The sequence below is a fragment of the Streptomyces sp. NPDC002773 genome (assembly GCF_040295605.1).
GTDB lineage: Bacteria > Actinomycetota > Actinomycetes > Streptomycetales > Streptomycetaceae > Streptomyces.
In genome coordinates this window covers 14,270-31,082 of sequence record NZ_JBEOVO010000051.1, presented here as the reverse complement: position 1 = coordinate 31,082, position 16,813 = coordinate 14,270, and the positions used below count along the sequence as shown (strand labels likewise).

Below are 16,813 nucleotides of genomic sequence, written 5' to 3'. Positions count from 1 at the left end.
CCCTTGGGCGCGCCGTCGGCCGCGGTGAGTGCTTCGCGGGCGGTGTCGAGGCGGGGGTCGCCTTCGTACGCGTGCTGTTTGCGGGGGCCTTGGGGTTCGCCGGCGCGGCGGCCGCCGCCCTTGCCGCGGCCGGGGGCGTTGTCGCGGCGGTCGAGGACTTCGCGGCGGGTCCAGAGGCGTGCGCCGTAGATGGTGACGCCGGGCGAGAGGTGGCCCTGGGTGGCGTAGGCGCGGATGGTGCTGGTGTTGATGCCGAGGATCGCTGCGGCGTCGTCGACGGTGAGGAGGTCGTCGGGGTGGTCGCCGGCGGGGAGCTGGGGGATCGGCTGTCCGGCCAGGTAGGCGTCGGTCTGGGCGAGGTCGTAGAGGAGGTACCGGCTTTCGGGAAGCAGGTCGGGGACGCGTTCACGGAAGGCCGCAGCGTGTCGGCGGCGCCAGGTGGCGAGCGAGACGCCGGCGCGGGCGGCGATGTCGGGTTCCTTGAGGACGGGACGGCCGCGGGGGATCACTTCGTCTCCTATACGCCGACCCTTATACAGGAGTGTCCGGCATGACGCCCTCGGGAGCATGCGGAGCGGACGAAGCCGACCAGAAGCATGATCATTCAGGATGCTTGTGATGGCGCGCTACGGCCGGAAGACATCCCGCCTGGTGGCGTGGCCCGGATCGCCACCTCTGCTGTGGATCTCGCCCACGCTGCCCGGCCGCACCCATGACCTGACCGCGGCCCGCACCCACCGCATCATCCGGATCTGCGAACGCCAGGGCGTTCCGATTTTCGCCGACCGCGCCTACATCGGCGCCGGCCCCTGGGTGACCACACCCATCAGACGGCTCCCGAACCGGGACCCCACCACAACCCAGCAGACGGTCAACCGAGCCCTGTCAGTGGCACGAGTACCAGTCGAACGCAGCATCGCGCGACTCAAGTCCTGGCGAATCCTCCGCAAAGCGTACTGGTCAGCGGGTGCGCCTGGTGGGCCCTCCCGCCGTGCTTCGGGGTTTCGGAGTCGACAGCCCATCGCCGGTTCCTGATCTGGTCCAGGGCGGGCGTGTGGGGCCAGCTGCATGAGGAGATCCTGCACCGCCTCGACGACGCCGGCCTGCTCGACCTCTCACGTGCCGTCCTCGACTCCGCCCACGTGAGGGCGAAAAAGGGGGCGATCTCACCGGTCCGAGCCCCGTGGACCGGGGCAAGGCGGGTTCCAAGATGCACGTCCTGTCGGACGCGAACGGGCTGCCCCTCGTTGTCAGCCTCTCGGCCGCCGGACGTCCATCGCAACATCGAGCAGCGTGCGGTACGAGAAGTGAGACCCGGGCCGGGGGTGGGACGTACATCCGGGGGCCTGAGGCGGTTCCTGACCAACTTGTGGGCGTGGGCGTTAACGCGTGGCCTTGAGCGCGGTCGGGGTGCCGGCCCACGCTGAACTGTCCGCGAGCAGCCCGGGGAGCGGCGCGAGACCCAGCAGGGCTGCGGTGGTCTCCGCGGTGACGCGGTGCCAGTGGCGGGCGTGGCGGATCATGGTGTGTCCGCCGTGGGGCATGCGCAGGCCCGTCACCCGCGCCCCTGCGGATTGGGCGCGGGTGAGGTAGGACCAGGTGTCCTGGGCAGAGGTGATGCGGTCTGCTTGGTCGTGGAGTGCGCAGATGGTGCGGTCGTTCAGGTGGGCGGTTGGTTCTCCCGGTGGGCACCAGGGGGCGAGGGCGACGACTGCTGTGACGTGGGGGTCTGCGGCGGCACGCAGGGCTGCTCGCGCGCCCATGGAATGGCCGACGAGAACGACGGGGACCGGGCCGGTCAGCTCGCGGAGTTCCGCGAGTGCGCGGTGGGTGTCCGCGACGGGGTGGGCGTGGTGGCCGTTCCAGCCCCGGTACCGGTAGCGGACGTGGGCGACGAGGACGTCGTCGTGGGCAGTGGCGCGTGCGATGGCGCTCGCGAAGGGCCGCATCCGCAAGGCGGGCAGGTTGAGAGAGGGGGGTGTTTCCAGGGCGTCCGCGCGGCCGCCGTGGAGGACGAGGACCGCTGCCTGTGCCTGTCGGAGTGGGCGATGATCGAAGACAGGAGCCAGCGCCGGAGCCGTGCTCGTGTCGCGGAAGCGTGGTGTCGAGGGCACAGCTCACCTCCTCGGTTTCGAGTCTGCGGGATGCCAGCGGGGCGGCATGGGCAGGAAGCCGCTGGTGCGTGCGGCGTACTCGGCATATCCGGGACGGTCGGCCATGTGTCTTTCGAGGAGACGTTTGCCGCTGCCGACGGTGAGCAACAGCGTCATGACGACCGGCGAGACCGCGCTGATGAGGGAAGCCTGCCAGCTGGTGCAGGCGAGGAGGAACAGGCCCCACCAGACGAGGCTGTCGCCGAAATAGTTCGGGTGCCGGGTCCACGCCCATAGCCCACGGTCCATGATGCGGCCCTGGTTGGCCGGGTCGCTCTTGAATCGGGCCAGCTGGTGATCGCCCACGGCCTCGAAACCGAGTCCCGTCGCCCAGACGGCCAGCCCCGCGAAGTCGAGCCATCCCAGCGGCTCGGTGCTGTAGGAGGCCGTCTGGACGGGCAGGGAGATCAGCCAGACCAAGGCGGCCTGGAGAAGGTAGACGGTCCGCAGCGCGTTCCACGTACGGTTTCCGTGGCCCTTCCCGAGGAGCTCGGCGTAACGCGGGTCTTCGCCGTGGCCCCGGGAGCGACGGGCGATGTGGACCGACAACCGCAGCCCCCAGACGATGGTCGCTACGGCGACCAGCAGGCGCCGGGCGTCGTTTCCTTCCCCGGCGGAGAGCAGGTAGGTGACGGCGGCGACCGCGCTGAAGGCGATGCCCCAGGCGATGTCGACGATCCGGTGCAGATCCCGTCGTACGGCGATGGCGAACGTGGCGAGCAGCACCCCCGCGGCCACGGCCGCGGTGATCGCGAGGTCGGAGGCCGGCGGACCCCAGCCAGCGCCGTTCACGACGGCTCCGCCGTCGCGTACCAGCCGGCGGGGGTCGGGGGCATGGCGGAGCCGCCCTCGCGGGTGGGGCGGACGGAGAGGATCTGGTCGACGCCCATGCGGCGTTCGGCGAAGGCCAGGGACGCGCCGGCCAGGTAGAGGCGCCAGACACGGCCGGTGATCTCTCCGACGAGGTCTTCGACCTTGGGCCAGTGGTCTTCGAGGCGAGCGCGCCAGGCGTCGATGGTGACCGCGTAATGCTCGCGCAGGGACTCCACGAAGCGGACTTCGAGTCCGGCCGCCTCCAGCAGGTCCGTGGTCTGTCCGACGGGCCGCATGTGCATGTCGGGCGCGATGTACGTCTCGATGAACGCGCCGCCGCCGGGTGCGTCGGCGCCGCGCGACATCTGCTGGATGAGCAGCCGGCCTTCGGGACGCAGTGCGTCGTGCAGCAGGGCGGCGAAGGCGGGGTACTCGCTGTCGCCGACGTGTTCGCCCATCTCGATGGCGGTGGCCGCGTCGTATCCGCCGCCGTCGATGTGGCGCCAGTGACGCAGCTGGACCTCCACCAGGTCGGCCACGCCCTCGCGCGCGGCCCTGGCGGCGACGAAGTCGCGCTGCTCCCGCGACAGGGTGACCGCCGTGACCCGCACCTTGTGGTGTCGGGCGGCGTGCATGGCCAGGGATCCCCAGCCGCAGCCGACATCGAGGAGCCGGTCGCCGGGGCGCAGTCCCAGTTTGCGGCAGATCAGCTCCAGCTTGTCCTGCTGGGCGTCGGCTAGGCCGTACGTGGAGTCAGCCGGGCGCGTCCAGTAGGCGCAGGAGTACGCCATCGACTCGTCGAGCAGCAGCGCGTAGAAGTCGTTGGACACGTCGTAGTGATGGCTGATCGCGGCCCGGTCCCGGGAAGAACTGTGCAGGCGACCGCTCAGCCGGGCCCGTCCGTCGGGTCGGCGGGGAGGCGGCCCGGCCGCGCCCAGCCCCGCGGCGAGGCCGACGGCGGCTGCCAGTGCGGCGGGCCCCGGTCGGGTCAGGCCCTGGTCGCGGACGGCCCGGCCCGCCCGGGATAGCGCTGTGGCGAGATCGCCCTCGACGTCGAGATCACCGGTGATGTACGACTCCGCCAGGCCGAGTTCGTTCGGCTGCCACAGCAGGCGGCGCAGAGCCCCGGGCGAACGGAGCACCACGAGGGGAGCGGCGGCGGGGCCGGCTTCGCTGCCGTCCCAGGCCCGCAGGCGTACGGGGAGCGGGCCGGTGGTGAAGAGGTTCAGGAGGTCGGCGAGACGGTCGGCGGCGGGCCTCATCGGGGGGTCCCTTCGGTGAGGAGGATCTGGCGGACGTCGAGGTAGCGGGAGCGGAAGCCGGCTTCGGAGTAGGCGAGGTAGAGCTCCCACATGCGATGGAAGACGGCGTCGAAGCCGAGGTTCGTCACGGTTTCTTGCTGTGCGGTGAACCGTTCCCGCCAGAGGCGCAGGGTTTCCGCGTAGTGGTCGCCGTATCCGTTGTCCGCGACGGTGCGCAGTCCGGCCGCGCCGGAGTGTTCGGCGATGGCCTCGCGGGAGGGGATCAGCCCGCCGGGGAAGACGTACTTGCTGATCCAGGTGTGGGTGGCGGCGGTGTCGAGCATCTGCTGGTGGCCCATGGTGATGGCCTGCAGGGCGATCCTGCCTCCGGGCGCGAGCGCGCCTCGCAGCGCGGCGAAGTAGGAGGGCCAGTACTCGGCGCCGACCGCCTCGATCATCTCCACGCTGACGACGGCGTCGTAACGGCCTTCGATGTTCCGGTAGTCGCGCACCTGCACCTCGACACGGTCGTCGAGGCCGGCGGATCGGATCCTCGTACGAGCGAGTTCGGCCTGCTCGGTGGAGAGGGTCAGGGTGGTGACGTGGGCGCCGCGGCCGGCGGCACGCAGGGCCAGCTCGCCCCAGCCGGTGCCGATCTCCAGGAGTCGTGTGCCGTCGTGGACCTGGGCGAGGTCCAGGAGGCGGTCGATCTTGCGGTGCTGGGCGGACGCGAGGGACTCGAAGCGGGCCGGGAAGGCGGTGAAGACCGCGGACGAGTAGGTGAGGGTGGGGTCCAGGAACGCGGCGAACAGGTCGTTGGACAGGTCGTAGTGCCGGTGGATGTTCCGTCGGGCGCCGAGCGGGGTGTTGCGGTCGCTGCCGGGGCGGGCGTGCGCCCACAGGGGGCGGAGCCTGCGCAGCGGGGCCGGTACGAGGTCCTCGGCGTGGGCGGCGAGCACAGTCAGTACGCCCGGCAGGTCGTTGCTGTCCCACTCGCCGGCCATGTAGGACTCGCCGAAACCGATGAGACCGTCGCGGGCGATCCTGCGGTAGAAGGCGTCAGGATCGTGCAGGGTCATTGTCGGCGCGCCACCGGCGTCGGGGCGCCCGTCTCCGGCGGGATCGACCAGGGACAGTTTGCGCAGGGCGCGGCCCACGAGGAATCGGGCGACGGCGGTGTGGCCCGGCCGCGCCGACGGCAGCCCGGCCACGTCCGGCCAGAGCACGGCGTCCACCTCATGGCGGCTGTACGGCAGACCAGGCGGAGACGCCGCGTACGTCCGCTGAGCGACCACGGAGTAGCGCTCTGCCGTGGGCGGCACGTGGCGGGGTGCGGTGGTGGGGCGGGTCACGGAACCATGCCTTTCTGGGGGGTGTGGTGAGGTCGGGGGTGTACGGGCAGGCCGCGCAGGAACAGGTGGATGCCGTGGCGGCGGATGCCGGCCCAGACGGCGGCGGTCGACCACGGCCTGCGCGCGGCGGCGGCCAGGAGGGCCTTGGCTGTCGCGGGGCGACGGCGGCCCCGGACAGTCGCCGTGAAGGGCCGGCCGTCGTCGAGTTCGAGGTGCACCGTCAGGCCGAGGCGCTCGCCGGGCAGGGGCAGCCTCATCCGGTACTGGCCGGCGACCGGGAAGAACGGCGAGACGTAGAACTCCTTGTCCACGCGCGCGTGTCCCGTGTCGTCGGTGCGCAGCAGGTAGCAGTGCCGCTGCCCATAAGTGTTGTGGACCTCCGCCACCACGCAGACCAGGGCCCCGGAGGCGTCGTGGCACCAGTACACGCTGAGCGGGTTGAAGACGTAGCCGAGCACACGGGCGTGCGCGAGCATCACCACCCGCCCGTCGCCGAGGTCGACGCCGTGGGCCGCGAGGAACGCCTCCAGGCCGGCTCGGATGGACACCGCGCTCCCCGTGAAGTGGTCGCGCTGATCGAACCGGGCGAGGGGGCGCAGGAGGAAGGGCAGCTCCGGCATTCGGTCGAGGTCGACGCACCACATGTAGGTGCGGTGCCGGAACGTGTGGCGGAGGGGCGCTGTGCGGACGTGGGCGACGACGCACTCGTACAGCGCTGCGGCGGGGTCCCCGGTGACGGTCACCAGCGCACCCCCAGCGACTGGGCGGCGGCTACGCCGGAGCGGCAGCCGTCCTCGTGGAAACCCCATCCGTGCCAGGCCCCGGCGAACGCGGTCACGCCGGTGTTCAGACGGGGCAGTTCCTTCTGGGCAGCGACTGAAGCGGGGGTGTAGACCGGGTGCTCGTAGACCATCCGCTCCACGACCCGGTCCGGGGCGATGCGGTCCTCGCCGCCCAGAGACACGACGTAGCCGGCTGCCTCGGGCAGACGCTGCAGGCGCCGCATGTCGTAGCTGACCCGGGCGGGTTCCGCCGTGGGGTCGCAGCCGGTCAGGTGGTAGTTCCAGCTGGCCCGCGCCCTCGGCGAGCGGGGCAGGACGCTGGTGTCGGTATGCAGCAGGGTGGGGTTCCGCGAATAAGTGAAGGCACCCAGGAGCCGTTTCTCATCGGCAGTGGGGTTGGCGAGCAGGCGCAGCGCCTGATCGGGATGCGTAGCGATCACTACGGCGTCGTAGGAGTTGCTGTCGCCGTCGGCGGTGCTGACGAGCGCGCCTCGTTCGGTGCGCTGGACGGCGTCGACCGGGCTGGAGGTATGGACCCGCTGCAACCGTTTGACAGCGGCGGAGACGTACGCGCCCGACCCTCCCGCCACGGTCTTCCACTGAGGGGAGCCTGTGATTGAGAGCAGGCCGTGGTGGTTCAGGAAGGTGAACAGATAGTTGGCCGGATACGACAGGGCGATCCGTGCCGGGCAGGACCACACCGCGGACACCAGGGGGAGGGCGAAGTGGCTGACGAAGTAGGGCGAGAACCCGCCCCGCCGCAGGAACTCACCCAGGGTGACGGAGGAGGACGGCCGCTCGGCCAGGAGGCGTCGCGCTCCGCGGTGGAAGACCGGCACCTCGGCCAGCAGCCGCAGAAAGCGGGGTCGCAGAGCGGACCGCCCGGTGAACAGGCCCGCGGGGCCTCGCGCGCCCGCGTACTCCAGCCCGCAGCCGTCGCACCGCACCGACATGCTCATCTCGGCGTCCTGCGTGGTGATGCCGAGCTCGCGGAACAGACGCAGCAGCGTGGGGTAGGTGCGCTCGTTGTGCACGATGAACCCCGAGTCCACCGCAACCGTCCGCCCTCCCGAGCCCGCGAGTTCATGGGTGTGGGCGTGGCCTCCCAGGCGCCCGTCCGACTCGTACAGGGTGACCTCGCACGAGGACGCCAGGACATAGGCCGCCGTCAGGCCCGCCACGCCGGCCCCCACCACAGCCACCTTGCGGTGTTCCACCACGCCACTCCCGCCACTCGACACGCCGCTGGGCGCGGCTGTTTCACCCGTACTTCGCAGCCGAGGGCCGGGCGGATTGGCGCGGAGGGACGTGAGGTCACTCGCCGTGCGAGGTCAGCTGGCGTTGGGGACGAGCAGAACGCCTGAGTGCGGGTCGGGGGAACGTCGCTCTCCGGCGGTGACGTGCCCGGCAGCGCCGACGTCCGGTGAGGCGATGGCGAACACCGAATTGCCGCAGCCCGATCACGCGTGCGTCGGCACCGACGGCCCTCGCCGCCATTTCCTCGGACACGGAAAGGAGTTGCATCCACAGGCTTCTCGCCTGAGCGAACCGCTCGTGGCTTTCCAGGATCTGAGAATTGAGGGCCCACCTCGCTGCCCGGCGAGCTGCACCGGTTCGAGGCCGTCGGAGCAGGACCACAGCTGAGCGGGACCCTCAGAGGATTCGTCGCCCGGCTGGCAGGCGGGGACCACGGGCGCGCCTCGACGCGGTGACGGGTGGGGTCACCGTAGTGAAATGTTCCGCCTGCCAGCCGCCCTTCGGTCAGACGGAAATCGCGGACGAGCTATCCGATCCTGGGGCCGGCGCCATGGAACCTTTGTGGGGCACGCTGCCGCATGCAGGGTTCAGCAGGGGTGTGTGGTCAGGCGGGCAGGTTCATCAGGAGCAGGGGGGCGGAGGTGGGTTGTGCGGACCCTTCGCTGGGTTCGAGGGTGAGGCCGACCGCCGTGGCGGCGGAGGGATTGCCGGCGAGGAGAATGGTGCCGTCCGTGTGGATGAAACCGGCCGGGCGCATCGTGCCCTCGTGGGCCAGCCACAGCTGGTACGTCTTGCCCGGCGCCGGGGCGGGCAAGCCGGTCGCGGTGAAGACGGCCTTGTTCTCACGGTCGGAGGTGACGACGGTCGTCAGGGCGCCGTTGGTGGCCCGCCCGTGCGCGGTGCGGGAGTCCGGAGCGGCCAGCACGGTGCTGACGGCGTCGAGCTGCTGCTGGACCTGGCGGGCCTGCTGCTGGGAGTCCGCGCTTTGCTGGTGCTGCCAGACGGCGAGGCTGCCGAACGATGCGGCCGAGGCCAGGCTGGCGGCAAGCGCGAGGGGTACGGCCTTGCGGCGCAGCCTTCCGGCGAGGCTCGTCGTCACGGTGACGGGGACGCGGGGTGGCAGTTGGCGTACCCCGTCGATGGCGGACATCGTCCGCTGCTTCATGGAGGCCGGCGGTTCCTGGGCCACCGCGGAGGCCAAACGTGCGGCGGTCGCCTCGAACTCCGCCACTTCGTTCCGGCAGTCGTCACAGTGCTGAAGGTGGTCGTCGAATGTCTCCCGCTCGGCCCGGTCAAGGGCGTTGAGGGCGTAGGCGGCTGCGAAGGTGTGGATGTCGAACTGGTGTTGTTTCACGTGGTCACCCCCATGCAGTCGCGGAGCCGGATCAGCCCGTCGCGCATGCGTGTCTTGATGGTGGGAAGAGGAGCGCGCAGGGATTCTGCGACCTCACGGTAGGTCAGGCCCTGGTAGTAGGCCAGGGTCACCGCTTGACGCTGCAGTTCGGTCAGACCGCGCAGGCAGCGGCGGACCTGCTCGCTCTCCAGGCGGGTCTGCACCTGTTCGGCGACCTCGTCGTACGCGGGGGAGTGGTCGCGAGCGGCCTGGGCCTGTTCACGGTCGGCCGAGGCCTGGGCGGAGCGGACCCGGTCCACGGCCCGCCGGTGGGCGATCGTCGCGGCCCAGGTGGTGACGCTGCCGGCTTCGGGGCGGTAGCGGGCGGCCTGCCGCCACAGGTCGATCATGACCTCCTGGGTGACCTCCTCGGACTGGGCCCGGTCGCGAACGACCTTGATCGTGATCCCGAACACCAGGGGTGCGAGAGCGTCGTAGAGGGTGGAGAAGGCCTGCTTGTCACCACGGACGACCTTCTGCATGACCTGGGTGAGATCACTGCGCCCGGTCTGGCCCGGGGGGCCGAAGGGGAGCGGCTGGTTCACCGGCCGGGCTCCGGCTGTGGCGACCAGACGAAGTGGCCGGGGGCCTGCTGGGGCGTGTGTGTCCATCGCATAGGTGTCCTTGGTCGTGGGAGGGACCGGCTGTCACACCGGCAGCCGGGCCATGGAGCGCAGGGTCTTTGAACAGTCTTCGTAGCGGATGGATGTGCGGATGGGAGGGCGTTTCGTCACTGCGGCAGCAGCCGGTTCGCCCGTGCGGGTGAACCGGCTGCTCCTGACCCAGCCGACGGCGAGGGGGCACCGAAGAAGCGGGTGAGAGCCGGGAGCGTTCGCCGGTTTCTGACCGGCCGTGCGGGATCTCCGTGCGGCCGGCACGAACCCTTTCCTTGGGAGGCAGTGCAATGGTTGGTATCCGCAAAAGCCTGGCGGTAGCGGCGGCGGCCGGTGCCGTGGTCGTCGGCGGAGCGTCGCTGGCCGCGGCCGACACGGGGGCGCAGGGCGTCGCCGCCTACTCGCCCGGTGTCGGCTCCGGCAACCTGATCCAGATCCCGGTCCACGTCCCGGTCAACGCCTGCGGGAACACGGTGAGCGTCATCGGACTGCTGAACCCGGCCTTCGGCAACACCTGCGTCAACGCCTGATCTCGACGAGCCTGTCAGGTTCCGGTCCAGTGCCGTGTCCGGGGTGGCGCGGACCGGTGACCTGTCCGGGGTCGCGGCCAGGAGGCGCATCCCGCGCCTCGTGCCCGCGGAATCGCGATTCCGAGCGGATCAGCTGCGGGCGGCTGTCGACACAGCCGCCCGCAGTTCCGCTTCCGCTTGCTTCAGGTCACGCCGGCGGCCTGCTGGTCCGCACGGGACGAGGCGGCCCGAAGAGGACGCGTAACCGAGGACGACGGTCCGACCCAAGTGAGACCCGGGCCGGACCGTCGCACGGAAGAGGGACTACTCATGCGTTGGCTCAACCGCTCAGGCGCTCTGCTCACACTCCTGTTGTGCCTGGCACTCGCTGGCGTCGCCGGCCCCTACACGGGGCGCCTCGGCGAGGTGACGCAGACCGACCAGGCGGCGGCGCTACCGTCCGATGCGGAGTCCGCGCAAGTGGCCGCACTGCTCGACCCCGGCGGCTCGGTCGAGGCCCTGCCGCTGGCCGTGGTGTGGACCGGCTCGGCAGTGAACGGCCGGATCTCCGCGGCCCAGCAGGCCGCAGCGCGCTCGATCGTCGCGAGCATCACCGGATCGCGTCCGGACGCGGAGCCGGCTCTCGCCCGGGACGGGATGGCGATGACCGCCGTGGTCGCCGCCGGACCGGACGACCTGCCCGCCCAGCTCGCGGACATCAGGACAGCGGCACGCGCGGTACCGGCCACCGACGTCCGATTGGCGGGTCCGGCTGCCGCACAGGCCGACCTGGACAACGCCTTCGCCCACACTGACGGCACCTTGCTAGCCGTGACACTCATCGTCGTACTGCTGATCCTGCTGCTCGTCTACCGCAGCGTGTTCATGCCGCTGCTGGTCATCGCTGGTGCCCTGCTGGCCCTGGCCACGACGTCCGCCCTGCTGTACGCGTGCGCCCGGGCCGGCTGGCTGGTGCTCGACGGGCAGGTCCAAGGCATCGTGTTCGTCCTGGTCATCGGGGCGAGCACCGACTACGCACTTCTCCTCGCAGCCCGCTACAAGGAGGAGCTCGCCCGGCCGGGCCACACGCAGGAGGCTGTGGTCGCGGCTTGCAGGGCGACGGCGGCGCCCGTGCTGGCCAGCGCCGCGACGGTGGCCTGCGCCATGATGACGCTGACGCTGGGCACTCTGCCGTCCCATCAGCTCCTCGGACCGGCGGTAGCCATCGCCATGGCCTGCTGCGCGGCGGTGTCCCTGACCTTCCTCCCCGCCGTCCTCCTGCTGTGCGGGCCCGCCGTGTTCTGGCCCCGCCCGGGGCGCTTCGCGGCGACGGACGGCTGGTTCCGGCTGGCGCGCGCGACCGAGCGCCGACCGCGCCGACTCTGGCTCGCCTGCCTCGCCCTGCTGCTCGCGGGGGCGGCTTTCACCCCGCTGCTCTCCCAGCGCGGTGTCCCTCTGCACGAGGCCCTTCCCGCCGCCTCACCCTCCACCGACGGGCAGACGACCCTGGCCCGGCACTTCCCGGCCGGCACAGGAAGCCCCATGGTGATCGTCACCCCCTCCCCGCGGACAGCCGAGGTACGCGCCGTCACCGTCAGCACGCCGGGCGTCGCCGCCGTCGAAGTCGTCACGGCCCCGGACGGTACACCGGCAGGCGGTCGGACCCAGATCCTCGCGACGCTCACGACCGCCGCTGACAGTGAGGAGGCAAGGCACGTCGTCGAACGTCTCCGCGTCTCACTCGACGACACCGGGGCCCTGATCGGTGGTCAGGCCGCGCAACTGTACGACGTTCAGCGGACGGCCCTGCGGGACCAACGGCTGGTCATGCCCGTGGTGCTCGTCGTGGTCCTGGTGATCCTCATCGCCCTGCTGCGCTGCCTGCTGCTGCCGTTGCTGCTCGTCGCGGCCGCGGGAGTGAGTCTGCTCACCGCGTTCGGGCTCTCCGCCCTCGCCTTCCACCTCGTCGGCGGTACGGCGGCGACCGAACCCGCTGTGGTGCTGTTCTCCTTCATCTTCCTCGTCGCCCTCGGCGTGGACTACAACATCTTCCTCGTCCACCGCGTGCGCCACGAAGCACTCAAGGCAGGCACCGTGCTCGGGGTACGTCACGGCCTCGTCAGCACGGGCGGTGTGATCAGCGCGGCCGGCCTCATCCTGGCCGCGACCTTCGCCGCCCTGACCGTGATGCCGCTGCTCTACCTCGCCCAGATCGGCTGCATCGTCGCCATCGGCGTACTGATCGACACGCTCCTGGTACGCCTCTTCCTCGTCCCGGCCCTCATCCTCGACCTCGGGCACAGGGCCTGGTGGCCCGCCGACATGCCCAAGGAACCCACTGCTCCTCATCCTTTCGCCCCACCCGGCCGGGATGCCCCTGCTGAAGTCGGCGCTCAGGCGGGCCCGGCGCGCGAGATCTGAACATCCCTCAACATCCTTCGCGAATCTTTCGGGTGACAGACCAATCCGCCGGGCGGGTGCCGCCGAATGCCCCCCGTGAGCACCTTCCGCACCACCCTCAGCCGGTTCTCTCTCGGGGCACTGGCCGGCCTGCTGGCCGGGTTCACCGCGCTCGCCGTGGCCGAGCTGACCGCCGCTCTGGTCAGGCCCGAGGCCGGGCCGGTGACGGTGGTGGGCGGCGCGGTCATCGACCGGACCCCCGCGCCGGTGAAAGACTTCGCGATCCGGACGTTCGGGGAGAACGACAAGGTCGTCCTGCAGCTGGGCATCCTGGTCCTGCTCAGCCTGTTCGCGATCGCCCTGGGCGTTCTGGCGCTCCGGCATAGGCGTGTGGGAGCGGCCGGAGTCCTGCTCTTCGGGGTCGTCGGCGCGGCCGCCGCCCTGAGCAGGCCGGACACCGCGGGTGTCGGAGACGTACTGCCCTCCGTGGTCGGCGCGGTGGCGGGAGCCGCCGTGCTGTACGTCCTGGCGGGCAAAGTCACCCCCGTCGGCTCTCCGACCGGTGACGAGGGCACCGGGGGCGGGTGGAGCCGGCGGGGGTTCCTGACCACCGCGGCCGTGACCGCCGCCGCCGCCACCGGAGCGGGGGTACTGGGACGGGTACTGTCGCAGCAGCGCGGACAGGGAGCGGTCACCTCCCGCAACAACCTTGTCCTGCCCTCACCCGCATCACTGGCACCCCCCGTCCCGGCCGGAGCGCAACTCAAGGTGCCCGGGGTCAGCGCGTTCACCACCCCGAACCGGGACTTCTACCGCGTCGACACCGCCCTCGTCGTGCCCAAGATCGATGCCGGCACCTGGCGGCTGCGAATTCACGGCAAGGGCGTCACCCGCCCGCGCACGTACACGCTCGACGACCTCCTCGCCCGCCCGCTGATCGAACGGGACATCACGCTGACCTGCGTCTCGAACGAGGTCGGCGGGCCCTACGTCGGCAACGCCCGCTGGCTCGGCGTACGCCTGGCCGACCTGCTCACCGAGTGCGGAGTGCTGCCTCCCTCCCGGGGCGGCAAGGCCGACCAGCTGGTGGCGCGTTCCGTGGACGGCATGACGCTCGGCTCGCCGGTCGAGGACGTCATGGACGGACGGGACGCGATGCTCGCCCTCGGCATGAACGGCGAACCCCTCCCCTTCGACCACGGCTTCCCCGTCCGGATGCTCGTCCCCGGTCTCTACGGATACGTCTCCGCCTGCAAGTGGATCGAGGACATCGAGCTCACCACCTTCGACACCTACGACCCCTACTGGGTGAAGCGGAAGTGGGCCCGCAAGGCCCCGATCAAGACCCAGGCGCGCATCGACACACCCAAGCCCTTCGCCCGGCCCACCGCCGGGACCGTCACGGTCGCCGGTGTCGCCTGGGCCCAGCGCCGGGGCATCACCCGCGTCCAGGTGCGCGTCGACGACGGCCCCTGGCAGGACGCCGACCTCGCGGTCCAGGACACCGTCGACACCTGGCGCCAGTGGTCCTACCGCTGGCAGGCCACCCCCGGCGGACACACCCTCACCGTCCGCGCCACCGACGGCACCGGCCAGGTCCAGACCGAGCAGCGGGCGCGGACCATCCCCGACGGGGCGAGCGGCTGGCACAGCGTCTTCGTCACCGTCACCTAGACCACCGGCCCTCACCCCAGGTCCGGAGAAACACCACCACGCAGTTCCGATTCACAGCACCGACTCTCCATAGGAGCAACAGAGATGAACACCCTGCGCATTCGCCGTGGCGCGATCGCCGTCGCCGCCGCTGCCGTCCTCCCCTTCTCGCTCGCGGCCTGCTCGGACTCCGACAGCGGCACCGACGCGGCCGCGCCCACCACGGCCCCCGCCGCTCCGACCACGGCGAGCGAGGCCCCCAGCGAGGACGCGACGGCCATGGACCAACCCTTCGGCCCGGCGTGTGCCGGTGTGCCGAAGGACGGTGCCGGTTCGTTCGACGGTATGGCCAAGGACCCGGTCGCCACTGCGGCCTCGAACAACCCGGCCCTGTCCACCCTGGTCACCGCCGTGAAGAAGGCCGGCCTGGTCGACACCCTCAACAACGCCGAGAACATCACGGTCTTCGCGCCGACCAACGACGCCTTCGCCAAGATCCCGAAGGCCGACCTGGACAAGGTCCTCGCCGACAAGGCCACGCTCACCAAGATCCTCACGTACCACGTCGTCGGCGAGAAGCTGGCCCCGAAGCAGCTGGAGAACGGCTCCTTCGAGACCCTCCAGAAGGGCATGATCACCACCGCCGGCTCCGGCGAGGCGTACACCGTCAACGACACCTCCAAGGTCGTCTGCGGCAACGTCAAGACCGCCAACGCCAACGTCTACATCGTCGACACCGTCCTCATGCCCAAGTAGCCGGCGAGCGCATATCGGCGCTCTCCCGAACGCTCAGCGGCCGGTGGTCCGGCATCCCTCACCGCGAGGGGTGCAGGACCACCGGCTCTGCTCACTTCTGGTCGATGGGCAGGGCCAGGTCGGTGACCTGGTGCCTCTTCGGGAAGGCGCCCTTGTCGGTAGCCTTCCCGGAGAGGACGTCGACGCTGTACAGGCGGTAGCCGTTGCCCCCGTCGATGGCCGCGAAGCCGTGGTTCCTGCCGGTGTCCGGCCGGGTGTAGATGTCGAAGCCGGCGTCCAGGCTCATGTTCACGCCGAGGTTGCTGGTGGGGGCGAGGGTGCCCGCGTTGGCCGGCGACTGGAGGGAGATCCCGTCGGCCATCGTGTCCAGGTCGAACAGGGTCGTCGCCGTTGCGGCGTTCAGGTCGTTGTTGGTGTAGGCGGCGCCGGTGACGCCCTTGGCGGTCGACGGTGGGGTGGTCGGATTGGTGAGCGTGCCGTCCACGGTCGTCGACAGGGGTGCGGATGCGTCGTCGATGTTGCGACGGCTTGAAGCCCACCGCTTGGTCGCCGTCTCGCACCAGGAGGACCGGCTCTCGCCGCCGCCGTCGTATGGCAGGGCCGGGCCCGCTGCGAGCTCGCCGCCCGATTCCTACCCGATGCCGAGTGGGCCAGGGCGAGGCGCCGGCTTCGATCGAGCAGGTCTGCGACCCGGGCGGCGCTCAGGACGCGTATCGGGTCACATCCGTGATTCGGCAGGTGATCTTGGTTGCGATCTGGTCCGTTCCTTGGGCCTTCACGCTGGACTGCTGGTCGGGCGCCACACCGTTCGACGCGGCGAGTGCTTCGCTCAGCCGCTTGTTCGACGCGTCGACGAACTCGACGTTCACGATGTAGTTGCTGGCCTTGCTGGACCGGTTCGTGATCAGCAGGTCCGCGCTGGGCCACTTCGTGGCCGGGTCCACCACGCACGCGGTGATCTCCACGTCACCTCTGGCACCGCTCTCCTCCTGAGGCCGCTCCGAGCCGGGCGTCTCCCGCCTCGGGGACGAGGTCGTCGTGCGTTCAGGTTCGTCGTCTCCGCCTCCCGCAGCGAGGGTGATGGCGATGATCGCCACGATCAAGGCGATCACGCAGAGGCACGAGAGCTCAATGATCTTTCCCGTCCTGCCTTTGCGGCGAGGAGGGGGCCCTCCTCCCGCACCGGGCGGTGTCTGTCCCCATTCCGGTGGCGGTTCCTGACTCGACATGGACACAGAATCCGCCTGGGCAGAGAGACACGCACATGAGCTACTCCGTACGGAGCACCCGTCTGCAGGACGACGCGGACACGATCACTGCGAGGCCCCGTTGAACCTCCAGGACACCCCATACCTCACCGAACTCTGCGCGCACTGTCGGCCCGACGGTGGGCCGCTCCACGCCCCGCAGCCCCCTGGGAGCGACTGCCGAGGAACGGTGGCCGGCGGCGACGGAGCCTGTCGGTGACGTACAGATCAGGCGAGGTGCCGTCTGCGTCGGCGGGTGAGGAGGAGGAGTGTTGTGGTGATGAGGGCGACTACTTGTGCGGCGACGACGATGTTCTTGTCGGTGAACCAGGCGGGCTCGTACATGTTGGGCAGGGGGCCGAGTTCGCCGACGTCGACGTAGCGGTAGAGCAGGAGGGCGGCGAGTCCTCCGGCTGCGACGGTCCAGGCGAAGGCGTCTGCCAGGGTGCTGCGCCAGACGATGACGAGCAGTGCTGCCAGGGCGGCGAGGGCTGCTTCGATCCTGAAGAGTGTGCCCTGGCTGATGGTCGCGCTGACGGCGTCGTAGCGTTCGGCGAGGTGCGCGTGGAGGTAGGCGTCGACGGCGAGGCCGGCTGCGGCCAGGACGCGAAGCACTGCGTCCAGCTTCCTGTGGGCGCTGTTC

At 70.7% G+C, this 16,813-nt stretch carries 15 protein-coding genes and 3 pseudogenes; 6 read left to right on the top strand and 12 right to left on the bottom strand.

Annotated features, from left to right (window positions below; translation table 11 throughout):
- Positions 1-509, bottom strand: a 509-nt coding sequence (locus tag ABT034_RS33335) for a helix-turn-helix domain-containing protein (protein WP_351220835.1), incomplete at its 3' end; no start/stop codon positions are given.
- A gap of 166 nt (positions 510-675) precedes the next feature.
- Between ABT034_RS33335 and ABT034_RS33330 the strand changes: the two are divergent.
- Positions 676-954 (top strand): annotated as a pseudogene (locus tag ABT034_RS33330) (transposase family protein); the annotation flags it as partial.
- Positions 954-1,264 (top strand): annotated as a pseudogene (locus tag ABT034_RS33325) (transposase); the annotation flags it as partial. The pseudogenes ABT034_RS33330 and ABT034_RS33325, both read left to right, overlap by 1 nt.
- 118 nt (positions 1,265-1,382) lie before the next feature.
- Here the strand turns inward: ABT034_RS33325 and ABT034_RS33320 are convergent.
- From ABT034_RS33320 to sigK, 8 genes are all read right to left on the bottom strand, one after another.
- Positions 1,383-2,069 carry an alpha/beta fold hydrolase gene (locus ABT034_RS33320; protein ID WP_502973107.1) on the bottom strand — a complete coding sequence of 229 codons (687 nt, stop codon included), beginning with the start codon at positions 2,067-2,069 and terminating at the stop codon, positions 1,383-1,385.
- A 48-nt stretch (positions 2,070-2,117) separates the two neighbouring features.
- Positions 2,118-2,945, bottom strand: a complete 828-nt coding sequence (locus tag ABT034_RS33315) for a DUF1295 domain-containing protein (protein WP_351220833.1) — start codon at positions 2,943-2,945, stop codon at positions 2,118-2,120.
- Positions 2,942-4,228: a class I SAM-dependent methyltransferase gene (locus tag ABT034_RS33310; RefSeq protein WP_351220832.1), complete on the bottom strand. Its 1,287-nt coding sequence runs from the start codon at positions 4,226-4,228 to the stop codon at positions 2,942-2,944. Before ABT034_RS33310 ends, ABT034_RS33315 begins: the two co-directional genes overlap by 4 nt.
- Positions 4,225-5,559, bottom strand: a complete 1,335-nt coding sequence (locus tag ABT034_RS33305) for a class I SAM-dependent methyltransferase (RefSeq protein ID WP_502973105.1) — start codon at positions 5,557-5,559, stop codon at positions 4,225-4,227. The genes ABT034_RS33310 and ABT034_RS33305 overlap by 4 nt, the downstream gene beginning before the upstream one ends.
- Entirely contained in the window at positions 5,556-6,305 is a 750-nt protein-coding gene (locus ABT034_RS33300) for a DUF1365 domain-containing protein (protein WP_502973106.1), read from the bottom strand. Before ABT034_RS33300 ends, ABT034_RS33305 begins: the two co-directional genes overlap by 4 nt.
- Positions 6,299-7,558, bottom strand: a complete 1,260-nt coding sequence (locus tag ABT034_RS33295) for an NAD(P)/FAD-dependent oxidoreductase (RefSeq protein ID WP_351220830.1) — start codon at positions 7,556-7,558, stop codon at positions 6,299-6,301. Before ABT034_RS33295 ends, ABT034_RS33300 begins: the two co-directional genes overlap by 7 nt.
- A gap of 644 nt (positions 7,559-8,202) precedes the next feature.
- Entirely contained in the window at positions 8,203-8,952 is a 750-nt protein-coding gene (locus ABT034_RS33290) for an anti-sigma factor (protein WP_351220829.1), read from the bottom strand.
- A complete protein-coding gene (sigK, locus tag ABT034_RS33285) occupies positions 8,949-9,536 on the bottom strand; it encodes an ECF RNA polymerase sigma factor SigK (protein ID WP_351220828.1) in 588 nt (195 codons plus the stop codon). The genes ABT034_RS33290 and sigK overlap by 4 nt, the downstream gene beginning before the upstream one ends.
- Positions 9,537-9,895: 359 nt before the next feature.
- Here sigK and ABT034_RS33280 point away from each other — a divergent pair, with 359 nt between their 5' ends.
- The 4 genes from ABT034_RS33280 (at position 9,896) to ABT034_RS33265 (ending at position 14,923) form a co-directional block, all read left to right on the top strand.
- Positions 9,896-10,135 carry a chaplin gene (locus ABT034_RS33280; protein ID WP_351220827.1) on the top strand — a complete coding sequence of 80 codons (240 nt, stop codon included), beginning with the start codon at positions 9,896-9,898 and terminating at the stop codon, positions 10,133-10,135.
- Between the two features lie 309 nt (positions 10,136-10,444).
- Complete coding sequence (locus ABT034_RS33275; RefSeq protein WP_351220826.1) at positions 10,445-12,535, top strand: MMPL family transporter; 2,091 nt, start codon at positions 10,445-10,447, stop codon at positions 12,533-12,535.
- 66 nt (positions 12,536-12,601) lie between these two features.
- Positions 12,602-14,188 (top strand): molybdopterin-dependent oxidoreductase, encoded by a 1,587-nt coding sequence (locus ABT034_RS33270; protein ID WP_351220825.1) that lies wholly within the window; start codon positions 12,602-12,604, stop codon positions 14,186-14,188.
- 84 nt (positions 14,189-14,272) lie between these two features.
- Positions 14,273-14,923, top strand: a complete 651-nt coding sequence (locus ABT034_RS33265; protein ID WP_351220824.1) for a fasciclin domain-containing protein — start codon at positions 14,273-14,275, stop codon at positions 14,921-14,923.
- A 91-nt stretch (positions 14,924-15,014) separates the two neighbouring features.
- Here the strand turns inward: ABT034_RS33265 and ABT034_RS33260 are convergent.
- From ABT034_RS33260 to ABT034_RS33250, 3 genes and pseudogenes are all read right to left on the bottom strand, one after another.
- Positions 15,015-15,449: pseudogene (locus ABT034_RS33260) on the bottom strand (DUF4394 domain-containing protein); the annotation flags it as partial.
- 175 nt (positions 15,450-15,624) lie between these two features.
- Positions 15,625-16,020, bottom strand: coding sequence for a hypothetical protein (locus ABT034_RS33255; RefSeq protein WP_351220823.1), 396 nt, complete (start codon positions 16,018-16,020; stop codon positions 15,625-15,627).
- A 378-nt stretch (positions 16,021-16,398) separates the two neighbouring features.
- Complete coding sequence (locus tag ABT034_RS33250; RefSeq protein ID WP_351220822.1) at positions 16,399-16,785, bottom strand: hypothetical protein; 387 nt, start codon at positions 16,783-16,785, stop codon at positions 16,399-16,401.
- Positions 16,786-16,813 lie beyond the last annotated feature (28 nt).